We start from the raw sequence: 20,807 nt of genomic DNA, 5'->3' as shown, positions 1-20,807 counted from the left end.
TTATTTATTAAGTTCTTCTATCTTTACTTTTTCGCCCAACATATAGTCTCTGTCCGATCTTTTTCCAATGACATTATCCCAGTGGCGAGCAGATAGTTCACCACCAGCACGCATCGTATCTAAATTAATCCCACTAAAGACATCACCAATCTTTATATCTTGCTTAGCTACTATATACTTTCGGGCCAGAACAATGTTTTTTGACTCACTAATACTAGGCTTCTTCTCACCTGTCCCTAACACAAATGGTAATTGACGTATATGAGTGACCATTTCTAAAAGTTCGTTAGGCTCTAAACTAGATTTATGATCTGGACCTTCTAAGTTTCTATCTAGTGTAAAATGCTTTTCTATTACTTCCGCCCCCATCGCTGACGCTAAAAAAGGAATATGAATACCTTGAGTATGATCTGAATAACCTACTTTCACGTTAAATTTATCTCTCAATGTAATCATTGCTTTAAGATTAACTTCATTAACTGGACAAGGATACTCGGAAGTTGCATGAAGTAATGTCAGTCTTGTTAAATCAAAACCTGTTGATTTAATAATATTAACGGCAAACTCAACTTCTTCTAAGGTAGACATTCCAGTAGATAAAATAATGTCTTTTGCCACAGCTGCAACTTTTCTTAAATATGGAACGTTAGTAATTTCACCACTAGCAATTTTCCAAATTTCCATTTTCAATGAAGCCAAAAAATCAATGCTATCTAAATCAAAGGGTGTAGACATAAACTTAATATCTTTCTGTATACAGAAGTTATTCAACTCTTCATGCTCTTCATCCGATAGCTCTAACCGTTTCAACATTTCATACTGCGATTCTTCTATTCCTGTATTTGCTGTTTGATAAGCTGCCTGCTTAACATCTCTTCTTACCAATTTTTCAGCTTTGAACGTTTGAAATTTTACAGCGTCAGAACCTGAATCTTTTGCAGCTGATACTAGTTTTTTGGCTAAATCCAAGGAACCATTATGGTTTACCCCTGCCTCTGCAATGATAAATACAGATTTATTATCGCTCATATTACGACGCTCCCTGCTTTGATAAATGACTTACTATTTATAGTAGCACCTTGTTTAGTAGTCGATGCTGAACCAACAAATACTTCGCTATGGACTTTGCAACCACCATTAATAATTGCACCGGTAGCTATATGACAATGTGAGTCAATAATCGCATCGTGCTCTATCAATGCTTTAGTATTAACTATACAGTTATCGTGAATAACAGCATTAGCATTTACTATGGCTTGATGGCCTATAAAATTACCTCTGCCTAGAGTCGCTGATTTAGACACATAAGCCAAAGGAGAAATAATATTTGGGACTTTATAACCTAAAGCAGTAATCGTTTCAAATAATGACTTACGAACTGCTGCAGTTTTGATCTGACCTAGAGTAATAAAAGCGTACTTTACCTCGTTGATTATTAATGCTAAATCATCATCTGTACCGATAATAGAATAAGACATTATGTCATTACCCACCTTATCTATGTGATCTACAATTCCTACTATCTCATATTCAGCAGCGAACTCAATAGCGTCAATAACAGAATGGCAGTGTCCACCACCGCCAATAAGTATGATTTTATTTTTCATATTTCAGACTTCTTACGCTACTAGGAACATTAATAATTCGATCAGCAAACCAACGGCTATTTTTGAGATTATCTGACTCACAATGTTTATACATCGGTAAATCAGTCATAAGATCCCATATTGGTCGACTCATAACGTTATTGTCGTTTAAATAGTTAAGCATCGAATCTCTGTGATTAATATCTTCACAAATGATGGTATTTAACCAATAATTGGCTCTAGTATTAACAGGTTCAGCGAAGAACGCCAAGTTAGAACCTTTAAGTAATAACTGATACTGTTTTGCAAGCTCTCTTTTTTGTTCAACAAACATATCTAACTTATCAAGCTGAGCACACCCAAGAGCAGCATTTAAATTTGGCATTCTGTAGTTAAATGCTGATTCATCATGATGAAATTTATAGGGATGAGCTATTTTAGCCGTTGTTGTAAGATGTTTAACATGATTAGCATCGCTAACTGAATTACAAACAACCATACCACCACCACCTGTCGTGATGATTTTATTACCGTTGAAGCTAAATGCACTCACTCTACCAAAAGTACCTGTATGCTTACCTTTAAAGTAACTTCCTAAAGACTCAGCAGCATCTTCTACCAAAGATATATTCCACTCACGACATATTTTTTCAATTTTTTCAATTTCTACTGGAAAGCCGAAAGTATGCATAGGTACAACGGCTTTAAAGCTCTTACCTGACTTCTTGTGGATACAGTTGCCCTCTTCATTTAAGGTAGCATTTTCTACCAAATAACTCTCTAGAGCTATTGGGCACATTCCCAACGTACTAGGTGATACATCAACAAATACACATTCCGCACCAAGCTGATGCACTGCATTTGCTGTGGCTACAAATGTTAGAGCTTGTGTTATCACCAAATCGTCACTCTGAACATCACACTGATACAGTGACATGTACAAAGCTGCAGTACCATTAACAACTGCAACAGATTTTGGAATTTTTATGAACTTTGAAAAATCCTCTTCAAATTGAGTAACAAACTTACCAACGCTCGAAACGAAGGTGGAGCTGATTGTCTCATTAACCAATTCTTTTTCTAGGCCATTAAATCTAGGTTCATGCAATGGTATAAATTCGTTTGTCTCATAATAATCTTTTACAAAATCTACAAGTTTCTTATCCATTACATTTTTCCATCCAAATATTTTCCTGTCTCTTTATGTCCAAATTCAGGAAGCATATAAAAGAACAACTTTACAACTTCTTCTTTAGTCCACTTTAAAGAAGATTTCATTGCATTGATTTCATTGGTAAAGTACTCTAATTTCTGATTTAAGTCAGAATCAACGTCGCCTTCATTCTTAATAATACCTAGATTATTGAAGGTATCAAGATCCAAAATTTCTTCATCGGTATAGAACTCTTCGAAATCTTTCTCGCCTGTAGTATCACTATTTACAAACAAACATGGCCAGGTGTTATTATGCGATTTAGAATCAGTAGATAAGTACTGCCGTGCCTCTTCTTCAGAGTCACACAAGTAAGGGATAATTGCTTTATTTTCCAGATATTTTATCGCAATATCTGAGAAAGTGATTAAATGCAAATCCTCACTAAGCTTTGGGAAAAAAATGTCACCTTTCTTACCGAATATACATGACATTAGACAGAGCTCTCCTGACTCCTGAGGAGTTACAAAATAGCGTCTAATATCAGAAGGAGCTACAATTGGTTGGTTTTTTTTAATTCTTTGCTCAAAGCCATGAAGTAAAGAACCGTCACTAAATGCTACATTTGCAAACCTTGCAGTAGAAATATTTATTTCTTGTGAGTATTTTAACAAAAACATTTCCATGATTCTTTTGCTAGCACCCATCATATTTACAGGGTTAGCTGCCTTATCAGTTGATACGCAAAAATATTTTTTGGTACCATTTTTTATTGATTGTCTTATTGTCTTCTCAGTGTTGAATATGTTTACATTGATCATACGCATAAGAGTAAAAGAATCTTTCTCACTACGTACATGTTTAAGCGCTGATAGGTTCAAAACATAGTCATACTTACCATCATTCTCGATAAAGGCGTCATATTCAGTTGAACCAATGTCTAAAGCAAATGTCTGAAAATCTCCGTCAATATAGCCGTAACTACTACGCAAATCTCTTACTAATTCAACTAAATTATTTTCACTTATATCTACGACATGTAATTTTTTAGGATTTCTTTTGAATATTTCTTTAGTAACAGCCTGTCCTATAGAGCCCGCTCCCCCTATTACCAGAAAGCTTGATTTGTTTATAGTAGTAAGCAATTGCTCTTCTTTGTCAGTAATATCTTGATCGAAGAGTCTGTTTTCTCTTCCAATAAGCTTTAAAATATCTAACATTTTTATTCTCTATAATAAAAAAGACACCCCATTGTAGGGGTGTCTTTATCATATTTCAATGCAGATTTAGTAGTTTAACTGTAGACTAATGCCTATCTTACCAACCAGTAACTTCTTTTAGCTTATCACCGAGCTTAGATGGGTCACGTGTGTACGCGATACCAGCATCTTCAAACGCTTTGAATTTCTCTTCAGCAGTACCTTGACCACCAGAGATGATAGCGCCAGCATGACCCATACGCTTGCCTTCTGGAGCTGTAACACCAGCGATATAACCAACAACTGGCTTAGTTACATGGTCTTTGATGTAAGCAGCAGCTTCTTCTTCAGCAGTACCACCGATCTCACCGATTAGGATGATAGCTTCAGTTTGTGGATCAGCTTCAAATAGCTTCAATGCGTCAATCTGGTTCATACCAGGGATAGGATCACCACCGATACCGATACAAGTTGACTGACCAAAACCAAGCTTAGTAGTCTGAGCTACGGCTTCATAAGTCAACGTACCAGAGCGTGAGATGATACCTACTTTACCTGGCTGATGGATATGGCCTGGCATGATACCGATTTTGCACTGACCTGGAGTAATAACGCCTGGGCAGTTAGGACCAACCAAACGTACGTCGCCAGCTTCTTCAAGATAGCGTTTTGCTTTTAGCATATCGATAGTCGGTACGCCTTCAGTGATCACAACGATCAACTTAACGCCAGCATCGATTGCTTCAACGATAGAGTCTAGTACGAATGGTGCTGGTACGTAGATAACAGAAGCGTCAGCTTGAGTCGCTTCCATGGCTTCCGCCATGGTGTTGAATACTGGTAGGCCTAGGTGTGTTTGACCGCCTTTACCTGGAGTCACACCACCAACTACTTTTGTACCATATTCGATGGCTTGTTCAGAATGGAACGTACCATTTTTACCAGTAAAACCTTGTACCAATACTTTGGTATCTTTATCGATTAATACACTCATTATATTTTCCTTGTATTCGGTTGTCTTGTAATAGTGGTCTTTATAGCTATTGTTATCGGATTTTGATAACCAATCTTTATTATAAAAACCGCTATTACGATTTGACTACTATGCTTAAGCGTCTATCTCTAAACACTTATATTTAAAGACTTACACTTTAACAGCATCGACAATTTTTTGAGCCGCGTCAGATAAACCTTGAGCTGAAATCAATTTCAGTCCAGACTCTTCTAGGATTTGTGCGCCTAGCTCAGCGTTGTTACCTTCTAAACGAACAACAACTGGTACTTGTACGTCAACTTCTTTGATAGCAGCGATAATAGCTTCTGCAATCATGTCACAACGTACGATACCGCCGAAGATGTTGATTAGTACGCCTTCAACACTGCTGTCTTCTAGGATGATTTTGAACGCTTCAACAACGCGATCTTTAGTTGCACCGCCGCCAACGTCCAAGAAGTTAGCAGGCTTGCCGCCATACAATTTGATGATGTCCATGGTCGCCATTGCAAGACCAGCACCGTTAACCATACAACCGATGTTACCTTCTAGAGCAACATAGTTTAGGTCAAATTCAGCTGCTTTAAGCTCACGCTCATTTTCTTGAGTCTTGTCTTGTAGTGCTGCGATTTTTGGCAGACGATATAGTGCGTTTGAGTCGATACCGATTTTGCCATCAACACAAACGATTTCGCCATTTTCACGAACAGCTAATGGGTTGATTTCCATTAGAGCAAAGTCGTTTTCAACAAATGCTTTATAGGCGCCAGTCATCAATTTAACAAATTGATTGATTTGCTTGCCTTCTAGACCAAGTTTGAACGCAACGTCGCGCGCTTGGAAAGGCATTAAACCAACTAAAGGATCAACGTGTACTTTGAAGATTTTTTCTGGAGTGCTGTGTGCTACTTCTTCGATATCTACACCACCTTCGGTAGATGCCATGAAAGTTACACGACGAGTTGCACGATCAACGACTGCGCCAAGATATAGCTCAGTTTGTACTGGATACATGTCTTCTGCAACCAATACAAAGTTGACTGGCTGACCATCAGCATCAGTTTGGAACGTTACTAGGTTAGTACCGATCAGCTCTTCAGCAACTTGTTTAGCTTCTTCACGAGTTTTAACTAGCTTTACACCACCAGCTTTACCGCGACCACCAGCATGTACTTGCGCTTTGATTACCGCGATATCCGTTGGGGTTTTATCAAAAGCTGCAGCAGCTTCTTCGCCGTTATGAGCGATGATGCCTTCTTGAATTGGCAAACCGTAGCTTTTTAATAGCTCTTTTGCTTGATACTCATGTAAATTCATTGATTGTATCCTTTATTTTTTACAATTAATAAAAAGTGAAATCAAGTGCGCACATATACATATTAATCATACGTCTGACGCACTCATGATTGTGGCATCACCAAAATAGCGATACCCCAATCAGGTTGTAAATCGATAATAACTAAACGAGCAACTACTTATTTCTTACGTTTTTTGCGCTGGATAGCGTGAATAGCACGGCCATCTGCAGATAGAGCAGCTTCATGCACTGCTTCTGAAATAGTTGGATGAGCAAATGTCATCAACTGCAAATCTTCAATACTAGAGACAAACTCCATCGCGATCATACCTTGATGAACGATATCACCAGCACCAGCAGCGATAGCATGCATACCTAATAGACGATCTGTTTTCGCATCAGCGACTACTTTCACAGAACCTTGCGCTTCACTTTGCGCTAATGCACGACCGTTAGCAGCTAAGTTGAAAGAACCTGTTTTAACTTCATAGCCAGCTTCTTCAGCTTCTTGCTCAGTCAAACCTACCCATGCGATTTCTGGGTGAGTATAAATGACATTGATGATAGTGTCATAGTTAACTTGAGGTTTTTCGCCATGAATACGCTCAACAGCCATCATGCCCTCTTCCATTGCTTTATGCGCAAGCATAGGACCACGGACCAAATCACCGATAGCATAAACGCCATCAAGATTGGTTTTGCACTGGTCATTAACATCGATAAGGCCACGTTCAGTCAATGTGATGCCACTATCATCGCCAAGTAGTTTTTCAGAATAAGCACGACGACCAACACAAACGATTAGCTTATCAAAGCTTTCCTCGCTCGATTCGCCTTTGCTTTCGCTAGTGACGACAACTTGGTCACCTTGAACTTCAGCATTGGTTACTTTGGTATCGACACGGATATCAAGACCTTGCTTCTTCAGAATTTTGCCAGCTTCTTTTGAGATGTCTTTGTCAGCAGCAGCTAAGAAGCTAGGAAGTGCTTCATATACGACTACTTCTGCACCTAGACGACGCCATACTGAACCAAGCTCAAGACCGATAACACCAGCACCAATAACGCCTAGACGCTTAGGTACTTCGGTAAAATCAAGTGCGCCAGTTGAATCAACAATACGGTCACCGTCAGTTTTGGCAACAGGAATTTCGATAGGCACAGAACCTGCCGCAAGAATGACATTCTTAGCAGTGATCGTCGTTTCGCTTTCGTCTTCTAGAGCAGTAAATTTGACTTTTTTGTCAGCGCCTTTACCGTCGACCAATGTACCCCAGCCTTGTAGCCAGTCAACACCATTGCCTTTTAGCAACGCGGCAACACCACCAGTCAACTGCTTAACAATACCTTCTTTACGCTCTATCATTTTTTCGATATTGATAGCAACGTCACCAGTACTGATACCGTGCTCGTCAAGGTCATGCTTAGTAGCTTCGTAACGATGTGAGCTGTCAAGTAGGGCTTTTGATGGGATACAACCAACGTTTAAGCAAGTACCGCCAAGTGCTGGCTCGCCTTTATAAACGCGCTTTTCGATACAAGCAACACTCATACCGAGCTGGCCTGCACGAATAGCTGCTTCGTAACCACCAGGACCGCCGCCGATGACGACTAAATCATAATTGTCTTTCATAGTACGTTCCTATTTTTAATTGTATGTGTCATTTAAACTGGTTGTTATCTTGCTGATAGATCAGCGTTATCTACACTGAACAGTTAATACACTATGTCAATGAGATAGACTCACTCATCGATAATCAATAGCAAATCACCATTATTAAATTCATTTAAATACAGTTATCAGCGCATCAAGCGATTGCTGATTGATAAAAATCATTATCTATACCAAAGTTAAAAAGCTTGTATCAGCGGTTGCCAATACAAGCTTAAAAGCTTACAGGTCTAGTAGTAGCATTGCAGGGTCTTCGACCAACTCTTTGATAGTTACTAAGAACTGTACTGCTTCTTTACCATCGATCATACGATGGTCATAAGATAATGCTAGGTACATCATTGGTAAGATTTCAACTTTGCCATCGACAGCCATTGGGCGGTCATTGATAGCGTGCATACCTAGGATAGCAGTTTGTGGTGGGTTCAAGATAGGTGTTGACATTAATGAACCAAATACACCACCGTTAGAGATAGTGAACGTACCGCCAGTCATGTCTTCTAGACCAAGCTTACCTTGTTGTGCTTTACCGCCAAACTCACGGATTGTGCTTTCAACGTCAGCCATGCTCATGCGATCAGTATCACGTAATACTGGAACAACCAAGCCACGATCTGAAGATACTGCTACACCGATATCATAAAAACCATGATAAACAATGTCATCACCATCTAGTGAAGCGTTTACTGCTGGGAAGCGTTTTAGCGCTTCTGTCGCTGCTTTTACGAACAACGACATAAAGCCTAAACGTACGCCATGACGTTTTTCGAACTTCTCTTTATATTTAGCGCGCATGTCCATCAATGGCTTCATGTTCACTTCGTTAAACGTCGTCAACATCGCTGTATCTTGTGATGCTGATAATAGACGCTCAGCAACACGCTTACGAAGACGAGTCATTGGAACACGTTTTTCAGTACGCTCACCCATCGATTCAGCAACTGGACGGCCGCTATCAGACTTGATACTGCTGTCTGATTTCAATGTTGGATTAGCCATATCAGTTTTGGTTACACGACCACCGCGGCCACTACCTTCAACTTCTTTAGGATCTACGCCTGACTCTTTTGCTGCTTTACGAACTGCTGGGCTTTGATCTTTATGATCAGCTTCGCCTTTCTTATCTGTTGCTTGAACAGGCTCACCGCCATCGGCAGCTTGTTTTGCTTGAACTGGCGCAGCTGGTTGGTCTGGATCTACTGCTGGCGCTTCTTCTGCGCTAGCACCAGCACTTGCACCGGCTTCAAACTGAGCGATAAGCTCATCAGACAATACAGTATCGTCAACTTGCTTTACGATTTTGGTCAATACACCATCATCAGGTGCCACAACTTCTAATACAACTTTATCAGTTTCAATTTCAGCCAATAGGTCATCACGATTAACTTGTTGACCTTCAGTGACGTGCCACTCAACGATTGTGCCATCGGCAACCGATTCTGGAAAAACGGGGGCTTTGATGTCAGCCATCGATATACTCCTTAGATTTGGATATTCATACTTATTATTAAGTCGTGATAGGCAGTCAGTAATCTTTTAATAAATTTGCTTATATTTTATTAAAAAACACTGACTGTCATCGCCTGATTCATTTATCTTCTATAATCTTTGATTAGACAAGGTGTTACTGAGCTAATTCATCAACACTTATGCCAAGGCCACCAGCAATGAGTGCTTGCTGTTGTTGAGCATGCAGTTTCGGTGATCCTGTTGCAGGGGCTGCACTAGGAGGACGCGCTACTGGCTCCATGACTTTTGCTTTGGTTGGATGCGGTACGACAATACGGAACATATGCGGTGCTAAATAGTACCAAGCGCCTTGGTTCAATGGCTCTTCTTGCGTCCATACGATTTCAGTTAGGTTGCTGTATTTTTCGATTTCAGCGATTAAGCGAGTCTCTGGCAATGGATACAATTGCTCAATACGAACGATAGCTACATGATCGAGACCTAATGCGCGGCGCTGCTCTAACAAATCATAATAAACCTTACCACCACAAAGAACCATACGAGTCACTTTATCTGCGTTGTGATCGTCCATTTCTGGCAATACCGTTTCAAACTTACCGTTAGCAAGCTCTTCTAGGTTAGAAGTCGCTAGCTTATGACGTAATAAGCTCTTTGGTGACATAACAATCAACGGCTTACGAATAGGACGTACTGCCTGACGACGTAATGCATGATAAATTTGCGCAGGAGTCGTTGGAGTAATGACCTGCATATTGTCTTCAGCACATAGCTGTAAGAAACGCTCTAAACGTGCAGATGAATGCTCAGGGCCTTGACCTTCAAAGCCATGTGGTAGCAACATCGTTAAACCACAAACACGCTGCCATTTGGTCTCGCCACTTGAGATGAACTGGTCAATCACTACCTGAGCACCGTTAACGAAATCACCAAACTGTGCTTCCCAAACGATCAATGCGTTCGGTACAGTGGTCGCGTAACCATATTCAAAAGCTAGTACCGCTTCTTCTGATAACAATGAGTTGTAAGTGGCAAAGCGCGCTTGATTTTCGCTCAAATGAGACAACGGTACATACATGCTGCCATCATTGACATTGTATATTTCACTGTGACGATGTGAGAAAGTACCACGGCCTACATCTTCACCAGTAATACGTACTAATACGCCATCGTTATCGACCAATGATGCATAAGCCAATGTCTCAGCTGCACCCCAGTTAAGAGGCTCTTCGCCCGTTTGCATCGCTAGACGCTGCTCAACGACTTTTTGAACCTGACGCTGTAGCTTATAACCTTCTGGCATTTCGGCCATACGGCGTCCATAGCCTTTAAGCTTTTCGATATCAACACTGGTATCCCAGTCATCAACCAAGTCATGACCTAGATAAGGTTTCCAATCTACAAATAACTGCTCGTTAGGCTCTTGAACCAATGAGCTAACAACATAATCACCACGGTCTAAAGACTCACGATAGTCATCTTCGTACTGTTTCTCTTCTTCGGCATTCAAAATGCCTTCTGCGATAAGTTTTTGCGCATAAAGAGTACGAGTAGTCGGAAGCTTTTTGATCACAGCGTACATCAATGGCTGAGTTGCAGATGGCTCATCTGCCTCGTTATGGCCATTACGACGATAGCAGAACAAATCGATGATAATGTCTTTGTCAAACTTATGGCGATAATCTAATGCTAACTGAGCAGCAAATACGACTGCTTCAGGATCATCACCGTTTACATGAAGGATAGGAGCATGAACCATCTTGGCAACGTCAGTACAATATTCAGTTGAACGAACATCTTCTTGACGACTAGTAGTAAAACCAACTTGGTTATTGATCACGATATGCACAGTACCGCCAGTGGTATAAGCACGGGTCTGTGACATTTGGAAGGTTTCTTGAACCACACCTTGACCAGCAAAAGCAGCATCACCATGAATCACGATAGGTAATACTGAATTACCACCAGTATTATCTAGTAGTGGCTGATCGTTACGACGTACTTGACGGGCACGTACTGAGCCTTGTAGTACTGGCGCGACAATTTCAAGATGCGATGGGTTAAATGCTAAAGCCAAATGCGCTTCGCCACCTGGTGTCATCACATTAGATGAAAAACCGTTGTGGTATTTAACGTCACCTGAGCCTTTTTCTGGCTGTACTTTACCATCAAACTCATCAAACAAGTCTGCAGGGTTTTTACCTAAGATGTTAACTAGTAGGTTTAGGCGGCCACGGTGAGCCATACCAATGACCATTTCTTTTGTGCCATATCCGCCAGCACGTTGAATGATTTCATTGATAGCAGGAATGAAGCTCTCACCACCTTCCAAACCAAAACGCTTAACACCTGTATATTTACGAGCAAGGTATTTTTCTAGACCTTCAGCAGCCGTCAAGCGCTCAAGAATAGATAAACGTTTTTCTTTGTCGAATTTGATATAGCCTAGATTCGTCTCTAGGTATTCTTCCATCCAGCGCTTTTCGGTACTGGTGGTAACATGCATGTACTCGACACCGATATGCCCACAGTAAACACGTTCCATAATTTCGATGATTTCGCGCAATGTCGCTTCATCTTTACCAATGACTAAATCATTGGTCGGGAATACGGTATCGAGATCAGCTTCTGACAAATTATGATAAGCAAGCGTCAAATCTTCTACTTCTGCACGTGGATGCAAATCTAAAGGATCAAGCTTGGCACGGCGATGACCGCGACGACGGTATGCTGAGATTAATTGCTGTACGCCCATCTGCTTAGGATCACAGTTGGCAGAGCTGCTAGAGTCGGTATCAGTACTGCTACTCTTATTTGCCGTTTGATTACGAGCAAGTAGTAAGAACTGATCTTTGATAGCGTTATGCTGAGCATCGTTCTGCGACTTATACTGTTCAAAGTACGTTTGCCAGTCAGTATCAACACTATCAGGGTCTGTTAGGTATTGCTCGTAGAGAGCTTCTATATAGTTGGCGTTATCGGCAGCCAGTTCAGTATGTACTTGGCCAGATTTTTCTTTGGTTATACTATTCATAATAATCGTCTATTTGATAGATAAATGAATGGAATCGTGCTTATTATTGTGTCAGTCGTTGTATGCTCAGGTACTTAGACAATGTGTCATATCCTGTTAAATACTATTCGATAAAACACTTTTATCCCTAAGTATTGCCATCACCATAGAATATTGCTGTCATTGTCTACAAGAGCAAGTGATGCTAAATAGTGGTAACAAGTCTTATTGCAATACCCGTCTAAAAATAAAACTATTTGTGAACGCTCAGTTTTCTCATCTAGCTCGTTTCACAACATTAATTTATATATACTTCTTTGAGTCATAACCAATCCATTAATGATAAGCTATTAATAGATAATTATATTTTCAGCTAACCTATAAACTGGTCATTGATGCTGGATTACCCTAAATTTGCTGATAAATCCTGCCTTTTCAGACAGACATACATTGCTGTATAGATTATCATGCCCATTTTTTGCGACATAGTTTGTTTGTTCAATACTAGGTATTTATGTAATGAATATCTATCATCAATTATAAACGCATAATCATTGTGCGCATAGTATTTTAGCCCGATAATGTCACAATGTGTTCAAACAGCACATATTTAGCGCTGAAAAAGACGCTTTAACCATCTCATTAAATACCAAATACAATTATAACAAAATTCGACTATGTCTATATTCGATTATATAGGGTGATTGTCTATATATTATTTCTTCTTACATACGACCAACGTATTGACCATACAGTTTTACTCTTAAATCATTTAATACCTATTTTTCAATAGGCTAAATTCATCATATTTTTAAATGACAAGTTAGCTATAAACAGTGATAAATCTATATATCAGCTTTTTAACTAACAAAAACACCACCTAATATATAGGTGGTGTTTTTCGTATAGTAACTATAAAGATCGATTACTTATGCTTAACCAGCTTGATCAATCAACATATTACGTAAGTGACCGATCGCTTTGGTTGGATTCAAGCCTTTTGGACAAACTGATACACAGTTCATGATACCGCGGCAACGGAACAAGCTAAACGGATCGTCTAAGCGAGCTAAACGTGCTTGAGTATCACCGTCACGGCTATCAGCAACGAAGCGATAGGCATGTAATAACGCTGATGGTCCTAGGAACTTATCAGGGTTCCACCAGAAAGATGGGCAACTGGTTGAACAGCAAGCACATAGGATACATTCGTATAAACCGTTCAGTTTTTCACGCTGTTCAGGTGACTGTAAACGCTCAGTTGGCGGTGCTGGCTGATCATTGATCAAGTAAGGATGTACTTTCTCATATTGCTCATAGAACTGGTTCATATCGACAACCAAGTCACGAACCACTGGCAAACCAGGTAGCGGACGAACCGTTACTTTTTCTGGTAGCGTGTTCATGTTGATTAGACATGCCAAACCGTTTTTACCATTAATGTTCATGCCGTCAGAGCCACAAATACCTTCACGGCAAGAGCGACGGAAAGTAAGCGTTTCGTCTTCTTTCTTTAGGCGTAATAGTACGTCAAGCAACATACGATCTGAATCAAGTAGCTCAATCGTATAAGTTTGCATGCGTGGCGCTGCGTCCAGATCAGGATCGTAGCGATAGATTTCGATGGTGCGAGTACCTCGGCTCATAATGCTAAACTCCACACGTAGGTGATGGCGGGCATACAAAGATTGCAACATATTTGCGCTAGCTATTAATCAGTACTGATAACCAATATCGGATACCAATTAATAGCGTCGTAGCGCTGGCATGAGCATGTAGCTGGCGGTCACCTTTTTAATAAATTAATAAGGGATAAAACGTTAACACTGCTGTTATCTATCAACTATATATAAAGTATGCAGTCTAGAATTAGTAGACGCGGACTTTTGGTTCGATATAATCAACGGTTAATGGCACTTTACGTACTGGCTTATAAATGATGCGATTGCCTTCAGAGTACCATAAAGTATGCTTCATCCAATCGTGGTCATTACGGCCGTTAGGTGCGTAATCATCATCTTCTGGACGATCATAATCGGATACACTGTGCGCGCCGCGGCTTTCATGACGCTTCGCTGCAGATATCATTGTCGCTTTTGCTACTTCATACAAGTTAGCAACTTCGAATGCTTCAATACGCGCTGTGTTGAACACTTGTGATTTATCGCCAAGATGGATCTTGTCGATCTTTTCACCTAGCGCTAAAATTTTCTCAACGCCTTCGTCCATCATCGCTTGCGTACGGAATACACTAGCGTGTTTTTGCATCGTAGCACGAATCTCATCAGCCACGTCTTGCGCGTTGTAGCCTTCAGTAGACTGTTGCAGTTTGTCTAAACGCTTCACTGTAAAGTCAAGGACGCGTGGATCAAGCGGCTTATAGTTATGATCAGCATGATGGAACTCATCAACAATATGCTTACCAGCTGCACGGCCAAATACCAATAGATCTAGTAGAGAGTTCGTACCTAGACGATTAGCACCATGTACACTTACACAAGCACATTCACCGATTGCATAAAGACCTTTAACCACATTGCCTTTAGCATATAGGCCGTCTTCATCAGTACCTGCTTCTAGATCCGGTACAATCACTTGACCATGAATAGTGGTTGGAATACCACCCATCATGTAGTGAATGGTTGGTATTACTGGAATTGGCTCTTTAGTAATATCAACGTTGGCGAAGTTTTTACCAATCTCAAATACTGATGGTAGACGCTTCATAATGGTTTCAACACCTAGATGCGTCATATCCATTACGATATGATCAGCATTAGGACCACAACCACGGCCTTCTTTGATTTCTTGGTCCATTGAGCGTGAGACTAGATCACGTGGTGCCAAGTCTTTCACGGTTGGTGCATAACGCTCCATGAACGCTTCGCCATCTTTGTTACGCAAGATAGCACCTTCACCGCGGCAACCTTCAGTCAATAGTACACCTGCACCATGAACACCAGTTGGGTGGAACTGCCAGAACTCCATGTCTTGCAATGGAATACCAGCACGTACTGCCATGCCAATACCGTCACCAGTATTGATATAAGCATTGGTAGAAGCTGCAAAGATACGACCAGCACCACCTGTTGCTAGGACAGTAATTGGTGACTGGAATACCGCAATCGTACCCGTTTCTTGCTCAAGCGCAACAACACCGTTGATGTTACCAGCTTCGTCTTTGATCAAGTCAAGCGCGATCCACTCGATAAAGAACTCAGTGCCCTGCTCTAGGTTTTTCTGATATAGCGTATGTAGTAATGCGTGACCTGTACGGTCAGCAGCGGCACAAGCACGTTGTACTGCTTTTTCGCCATAGTTAGAAGTATGACCACCGAACGGACGCTGATAAATCGTACCATCTTCGTTACGGTCAAACGGCATGCCCATGTGCTCAAGCTCATAGACTACTTTTGGCGCTTCACGGCACATATATTCGATAGCGTCTTGGTCACCTAACCAATCTGATCCTTTAACGGTATCATAGAAGTGAAAGTGCCAGTTGTCATTGCTCATGTTACCCAAACTTGCACCGATACCACCCTGAGCGGCAACTGTGTGCGAACGCGTTGGGAATACTTTGGTAAGGACTGCAACCTTCATGCCCGCTTCCGCTAAATGCAATGAAGCACGCATACCTGAGCCGCCGCCACCAACGATAACTGCATCGTAGTTTAGGGTCTTGATATTACTAATGGTATTGTCTTGTCTAGTTGCCATTACGGTTTTCCTAATGCCTGTTAATGCGTAAAAGTAAATCAAAGACTGTTTAAGACATCTCTATTACAGCTATAAAGGCTCACTATTTGGCCATTTCATATGCTTATAAAATAAAGACTCTCAATAATCGTTAACCACTTAATTTGCATATCTATCGTTATACTGAACTAAGCCTACTCAACTATAATCAGATTAGCTGATCAGTAATGCCAGTCCAATGCTATGACTATTCTTGGCTATCAACGGATGACTCTAAAATACTTTGCCAACTAATGTATTAGTTGGATGCATCCGTCGTTATATATAGATATCAGAGCTTTTTATGAGATGGTTAAACGGCAGCGATACCGAAACCGTTACCCCAAAAAATCATGATGCCCCAAAATAGAAATACTAAAATAGCGATAATCATCAATGACTGTAGTACTAAACGTAAACCTGCTGCGCTTGAGCCCAGTTTGCCTGTTGTAATATAGTCAGTAAATACTGTCCACATCCCAACCCAAGCATGACCAGCTAGTGCAAGTACTGCAACCAAGCTGAATAGACGCATCGGTAGGCTGGTCATAAATGATGACCATTCAACAAAAGTGACATCGCCATGGGTCAAAAAGAAGCCCAGCAACACCACACTATAAACGGCTAAAACAACAGCACTAATACGCTGAATAATCCAATCACGTGAGCCTGAACCTGTCAGACCAGTAGCACTTTTGATTCCTGAATCATTTTTTATCATTAGAACATCACCCATACAAATGACGCGACAACTAAAATCGCTGCAATCACAAAACTGACCATAGAGGCAGTGCGGCCAGATTTTAGCTCTTCGTTCATGCCCATATCAGCAAATAAATGTTTGATACCCATTACAAAATGATATGCAATGGCGGCAACAAATATCCACGCCAAAAAGCGCACAAGTACATTGTCAAATACGGTCGCAAAACTCTCAGGCGATGCCAATGAGTTCTGTAGTATCCATAACATGACAGGAATCAATAAAAATAAAATAATGCCAGAGATACGATGCAAGATAGAGGCGATCGCGATCGGTGAGCGATTAACGCTAATCACTTGGCTTAAAGGCAGATCAATAGGTCGGTTGCTTTTCACAGCGGGCATCCTTTTGCGGTTATACTCCTGTATCTGCTATCAACGCCTGACATAAATATAAATAGTGCCAATTGAGCATTGAGCAACACACGAGACGAATAAAGTAAGGAAGAGCTAGCTGACTTCGTTTAGTTTGCGCTAAATATGAAGAAAGGATCATGTATATAAAGGTATTGATAGACTGTTCAATGTCGCTTGTCGAATCGACAGGCCTATCAAACAACCTATCTATTATACAACAAAGAGAATAAACATGAGTAACATCGACTAACCAGTCTATTTTAGAGGTCGTATGAATAGTAAGACAACGTTACTATGTCTTCTATATCAGAGCAGACCTTATATTAGGCACTCGAAATCTTGTGCCAAACAAATAAAAAGGATTGGTTAAGAAGAAAATTCAAACCATAGAATGCGGTTTGGTCTATCGTAACACCAGACAATCGTAAATAAGCATGAATAGAAGACGCTCTGAACGACACTATAACATGGTCATTTATTAATTCGCGCAAAGCTAGTGCCAGTTAATTCCTACAATTATAAAATGCCTGAGCAATAATTACAAATTTATCCATTCAGTAAGAATATATACATATTTAATCAATAAATGGATGAATAAGGATAATACTGGTTTTAACAGTGATTATTATGACAAACTTTAATCCGCTTACTAGGCATAGTCTGCCAGTTTTTGGTGTCATTATTTATGAGTTTTGTCTCTAAAATATATTTACAAACCCAAAATATTGGCTCGATAATGCTGCTATAAACTTGCTCAAAAACAGATGAATTTTAAGCAAAATAACCTGACAGACATATTTTGATACAAAAATTACAGCGAATAACTACCGCCACACCGCGCCAATTGGACACATGGTCCATAAAAGTTTTTTCAAATCATCAAGAATTGCTGCTAATATACCCTGCGTACTAAATGAGTTGAATGCACTTTTACCGTTCAACCGACAATGACGCGAGGGTATGCGTCTGTAGTAATTTATTCTAACAAGTCAAACCAATGGAGAGCAATTTATGGCTGATACTAATGCCAAACTAACCGTGAATGGTGAAGAATACGAACTTCCTATTATTAAAGGTACTTTAGGGCGCCCAGTTATCGATATTGCTGCTTTACAAGAATCAGGATTTTGGTCTTATGACCCTGGTTTTAAAGTAACTGCTCCAGTTGAATCAAAGATTACTTATATTGATGGTGGCAAAGGCGAGTTATTACACCGCGGCTACCCTATCGACGAGCTAGCGAACAACGCTGAATACCTAGAAGTTGCTTATGCACTTTTACATGGTGATCTACCTACTGCTGAGCAAAAAGCAGACTTTTTCGAAAAAATCCGCGAGCATACTGCTGTTCATGATCAATTGCGTAAATTCTTTGAAGGCTTCCGCCGCGACGCGCATCCAATGGCTATTATGGTTGGTGTTGTTGGTGCCTTATCAGCGTTCTATCATGAAGACCTAGACGTGAGCAATGAAGAACATCGCGAAATCACAGCTATTCGTCTGATTGCTAAGATGCCTACGCTTGCTGCGATGAGTTATAAATACTCACAAGGCGAACCGTTCATGTATCCGCGTAATGACTTTAACTACGCAGAAAACTTCTTATACATGATGTTTGCAACACCTGCTGACGTAGACTACGAGAAAAACGACGTTATCACTCGCGCAATGGACAAAATCTTTACCTTGCACGCTGACCATGAGCAAAACGCTTCTACGTCAACAGTACGTTTAGCTGGTTCTACTGGTGCAAACCCTTATGCGTGTATCGCTGCTGGTATTGCAGCTCTTTGGGGACCATCACATGGCGGCGCGAACGAAGCTGTTCTTGAGATGCTAGATGAAATCGGTACTGTTGAAAACGTGCCTGAATTCATGGAAAAAGTGAAGAGCCGTGAAGTGAAGCTAATGGGTTTTGGTCACCGTGTTTACAAAAACTTCGATCCACGCGCTCAAGTAATGAAAGAGACTTGTGATGAAGTACTAGAAGCACTAGGTATCAACGATCCTAAACTTGAATTGGCGATGGCACTAGAGAAAATTGCGTTAGAAGATCCGTTCTTCATCGAGCGTAACCTATATCCAAACGTTGATTTCTACTCTGGTATCATTTTGAAAGCTATCGGTATCCCAACGTCTATGTTTACCGTAATCTTTGCATTGGCTCGTACTTCAGGTTGGATCAGCCATTGGTTAGAAATGCACAGTGCACCGTTCAAAATCGGTCGTCCACGTCAGTTATACACTGGTGAAACGCGCCGTGATTTTGTAAAAGTTGAAGATCGCAAGTAAGCAAAAATAATCGTTATCCAATAAAAAATCCCGCCATCGTGCGGGATTTTTTATTGTCTTAATTCTCTTTATTCGATACTAACTGTTTTATAAGAAATAACTAACTAAGTTTATAAAATTATAGTCAGTTACTGAAACTCTTTTAACGTTTGCTCATATTTGGCAATCTGTTCATCGTATCCTTCGATAGTTTCATTAAATTTAGCCATTAAAGCTTCAAACTCTTGTTGCTGCTTCTGTTTCATTTGCTGCATATCAACCACTTGTTGAGCTTCTATTTGTTCCCATACCTGATGCTGAATAATTAAACGGGCAAGTGCCGGACTTTTTGCACTTACTCTGCCAGCAATCTCTGCATGCTCAAATAACTGCGGAACCAAGGTCGCCACATTGATTAATGTATCAGAATCCTCTGCGCTCAGCGGTGTTGTCACCGGTTGATATAAGGCATCCATGGTTTGCTGATAGCGTTCTATGATTTGGTCCTCGGTCAACATAACAGGTTTACGCGGCTCAAGACTGATACGTTTTAACACCGTCAAATCACGCTCACCAACTTCAGTGCTAGTATTGACGTCAACCTCTGCATCTACATTTGAATTGCTGTCTATCGGGTCGATATCGATATTTGATGACGCCACTTCTTCAGAACTGGTAGCAGTAGTATTCGCGTTAGGAGCGGTATTATCGGTCGCTACTTCGTTATTACTATCTGTATTTTCATTATTATTAGTATTCAGTAATAAAAGCTCCTCACTGTCTGACGCATCTGCCGCTTGCAATGACTCATATTCCGCTTGCAATCGTCTCTGTAAACTCTGCGCCTGTGCGACATATATCGGCTGAAATTGTTTTATGCGCGCAGCAGCTGAGTCACTTTTTGGCATAGGCTGACTGTCTTCTACGCTTGTTTTTTCACTGGTTTGACTGTCATCAGCTACAGGCAATGTTTCAGACTGCTGACAACCTGTCAAAAACAATACTCCTGACAGTGCGGCTACAAGCAAGGTCGATGGATATCGAGTATCAACATTAGGCTTTACTGACAAAAATTTAAACATGAGAGTATATATCCTTTGGTAAAGCAAAATTATAAAAGGGTAAGTTACAATTGCGGTTCATTATTCTTTGATTTTTAGCGACACAGTTGACTGTTAAATCGTTCAACTTACTTATCCAATATTTATCCGACTGACCTGTATCTCAATTGCTATATAGTTTAATTGTTCTATAGTTCGGTTATGCTTATCATAGTTAAGCTTACTGTTACTTTTAAA

At 40.5% G+C, this 20,807-nt stretch carries 15 protein-coding genes; 1 reads left to right on the top strand and 14 read right to left on the bottom strand.

All coding sequences use genetic code 11. The annotated features are described in order from the left end of the window. From neuB to sdhC, 13 genes are all read right to left on the bottom strand, one after another. The gene (gene neuB, locus CXF62_RS01920; protein ID WP_102092691.1) at positions 1-1,029 is read right to left on the bottom strand and encodes an N-acetylneuraminate synthase; all 1,029 of its coding nucleotides are present in this window, start codon (positions 1,027-1,029) and stop codon (positions 1-3) included. Further along, positions 1,026-1,607, bottom strand: coding sequence for a NeuD/PglB/VioB family sugar acetyltransferase (locus CXF62_RS01915; protein ID WP_102092690.1), 582 nt, complete (start codon positions 1,605-1,607; stop codon positions 1,026-1,028). Before CXF62_RS01915 ends, neuB begins: the two co-directional genes overlap by 4 nt. Beyond that, on the bottom strand, positions 1,597-2,754 hold the full coding sequence (locus CXF62_RS01910) for a LegC family aminotransferase (RefSeq protein WP_102092689.1): 1,158 nt from the start codon (positions 2,752-2,754) through the stop codon (positions 1,597-1,599). Before CXF62_RS01910 ends, CXF62_RS01915 begins: the two co-directional genes overlap by 11 nt. Next, positions 2,754-3,959, bottom strand: a complete 1,206-nt coding sequence (locus CXF62_RS01905) for a UDP-N-acetylglucosamine 4,6-dehydratase (protein ID WP_102092688.1) — start codon at positions 3,957-3,959, stop codon at positions 2,754-2,756. The genes CXF62_RS01910 and CXF62_RS01905 overlap by 1 nt, the downstream gene beginning before the upstream one ends. 97 nt (positions 3,960-4,056) lie before the next feature. Beyond that, a complete protein-coding gene (gene sucD, locus CXF62_RS01900; RefSeq protein ID WP_101204626.1) occupies positions 4,057-4,932 on the bottom strand; it encodes a succinate--CoA ligase subunit alpha in 876 nt (291 codons plus the stop codon). A gap of 150 nt (positions 4,933-5,082) precedes the next feature. Next, positions 5,083-6,249 (bottom strand): ADP-forming succinate--CoA ligase subunit beta, encoded by a 1,167-nt coding sequence (gene sucC / locus CXF62_RS01895; protein WP_102092687.1) that lies wholly within the window; start codon positions 6,247-6,249, stop codon positions 5,083-5,085. Between the two features lie 158 nt (positions 6,250-6,407). After that, positions 6,408-7,862, bottom strand: coding sequence for a dihydrolipoyl dehydrogenase (gene lpdA, locus CXF62_RS01890; protein WP_102092686.1), 1,455 nt, complete (start codon positions 7,860-7,862; stop codon positions 6,408-6,410). Between the two features lie 261 nt (positions 7,863-8,123). Further along, positions 8,124-9,371 carry a 2-oxoglutarate dehydrogenase complex dihydrolipoyllysine-residue succinyltransferase gene (odhB, locus tag CXF62_RS01885; protein WP_101204629.1) on the bottom strand — a complete coding sequence of 416 codons (1,248 nt, stop codon included), beginning with the start codon at positions 9,369-9,371 and terminating at the stop codon, positions 8,124-8,126. Positions 9,372-9,525: 154 nt separating this feature from the next. Beyond that, positions 9,526-12,402: a 2-oxoglutarate dehydrogenase E1 component gene (locus tag CXF62_RS01880; RefSeq protein WP_102092685.1), complete on the bottom strand. Its 2,877-nt coding sequence runs from the start codon at positions 12,400-12,402 to the stop codon at positions 9,526-9,528. A 914-nt stretch (positions 12,403-13,316) separates the two neighbouring features. Further along, the gene (locus tag CXF62_RS01875) at positions 13,317-14,027 is read right to left on the bottom strand and encodes a succinate dehydrogenase iron-sulfur subunit (protein ID WP_055123743.1); all 711 of its coding nucleotides are present in this window, start codon (positions 14,025-14,027) and stop codon (positions 13,317-13,319) included. Positions 14,028-14,250: 223 nt separating this feature from the next. After that, positions 14,251-16,101, bottom strand: coding sequence for a succinate dehydrogenase flavoprotein subunit (sdhA, locus tag CXF62_RS01870; protein WP_057757857.1), 1,851 nt, complete (start codon positions 16,099-16,101; stop codon positions 14,251-14,253). A 331-nt stretch (positions 16,102-16,432) separates the two neighbouring features. Then, complete coding sequence (gene sdhD / locus CXF62_RS01865) at positions 16,433-16,837, bottom strand: succinate dehydrogenase, hydrophobic membrane anchor protein (RefSeq protein ID WP_057762261.1); 405 nt, start codon at positions 16,835-16,837, stop codon at positions 16,433-16,435. 2 nt (positions 16,838-16,839) lie between these two features. Continuing rightward, positions 16,840-17,226, bottom strand: a complete 387-nt coding sequence (gene sdhC / locus CXF62_RS01860; RefSeq protein ID WP_082624524.1) for a succinate dehydrogenase, cytochrome b556 subunit — start codon at positions 17,224-17,226, stop codon at positions 16,840-16,842. 1,023 nt (positions 17,227-18,249) lie between these two features. Here sdhC and gltA point away from each other — a divergent pair. Next, positions 18,250-19,530 carry a citrate synthase gene (gene gltA, locus CXF62_RS01855; RefSeq protein ID WP_102078275.1) on the top strand — a complete coding sequence of 427 codons (1,281 nt, stop codon included), beginning with the start codon at positions 18,250-18,252 and terminating at the stop codon, positions 19,528-19,530. A gap of 128 nt (positions 19,531-19,658) precedes the next feature. On the opposite strand, the gene CXF62_RS01850 is transcribed toward gltA, so the two are convergent. Further along, positions 19,659-20,591 (bottom strand): hypothetical protein, encoded by a 933-nt coding sequence (locus tag CXF62_RS01850; protein WP_102092684.1) that lies wholly within the window; start codon positions 20,589-20,591, stop codon positions 19,659-19,661. Positions 20,592-20,807: the final 216 nt, after the last annotated feature.

The organism is Psychrobacter sp. MES7-P7E (assembly GCF_002863645.1).
GTDB lineage: Bacteria > Pseudomonadota > Gammaproteobacteria > Pseudomonadales > Moraxellaceae > Psychrobacter.
The sequence above is the reverse complement of the archived record's forward strand: the minus strand, read 5'-3'. Positions and strand labels throughout refer to the sequence as shown.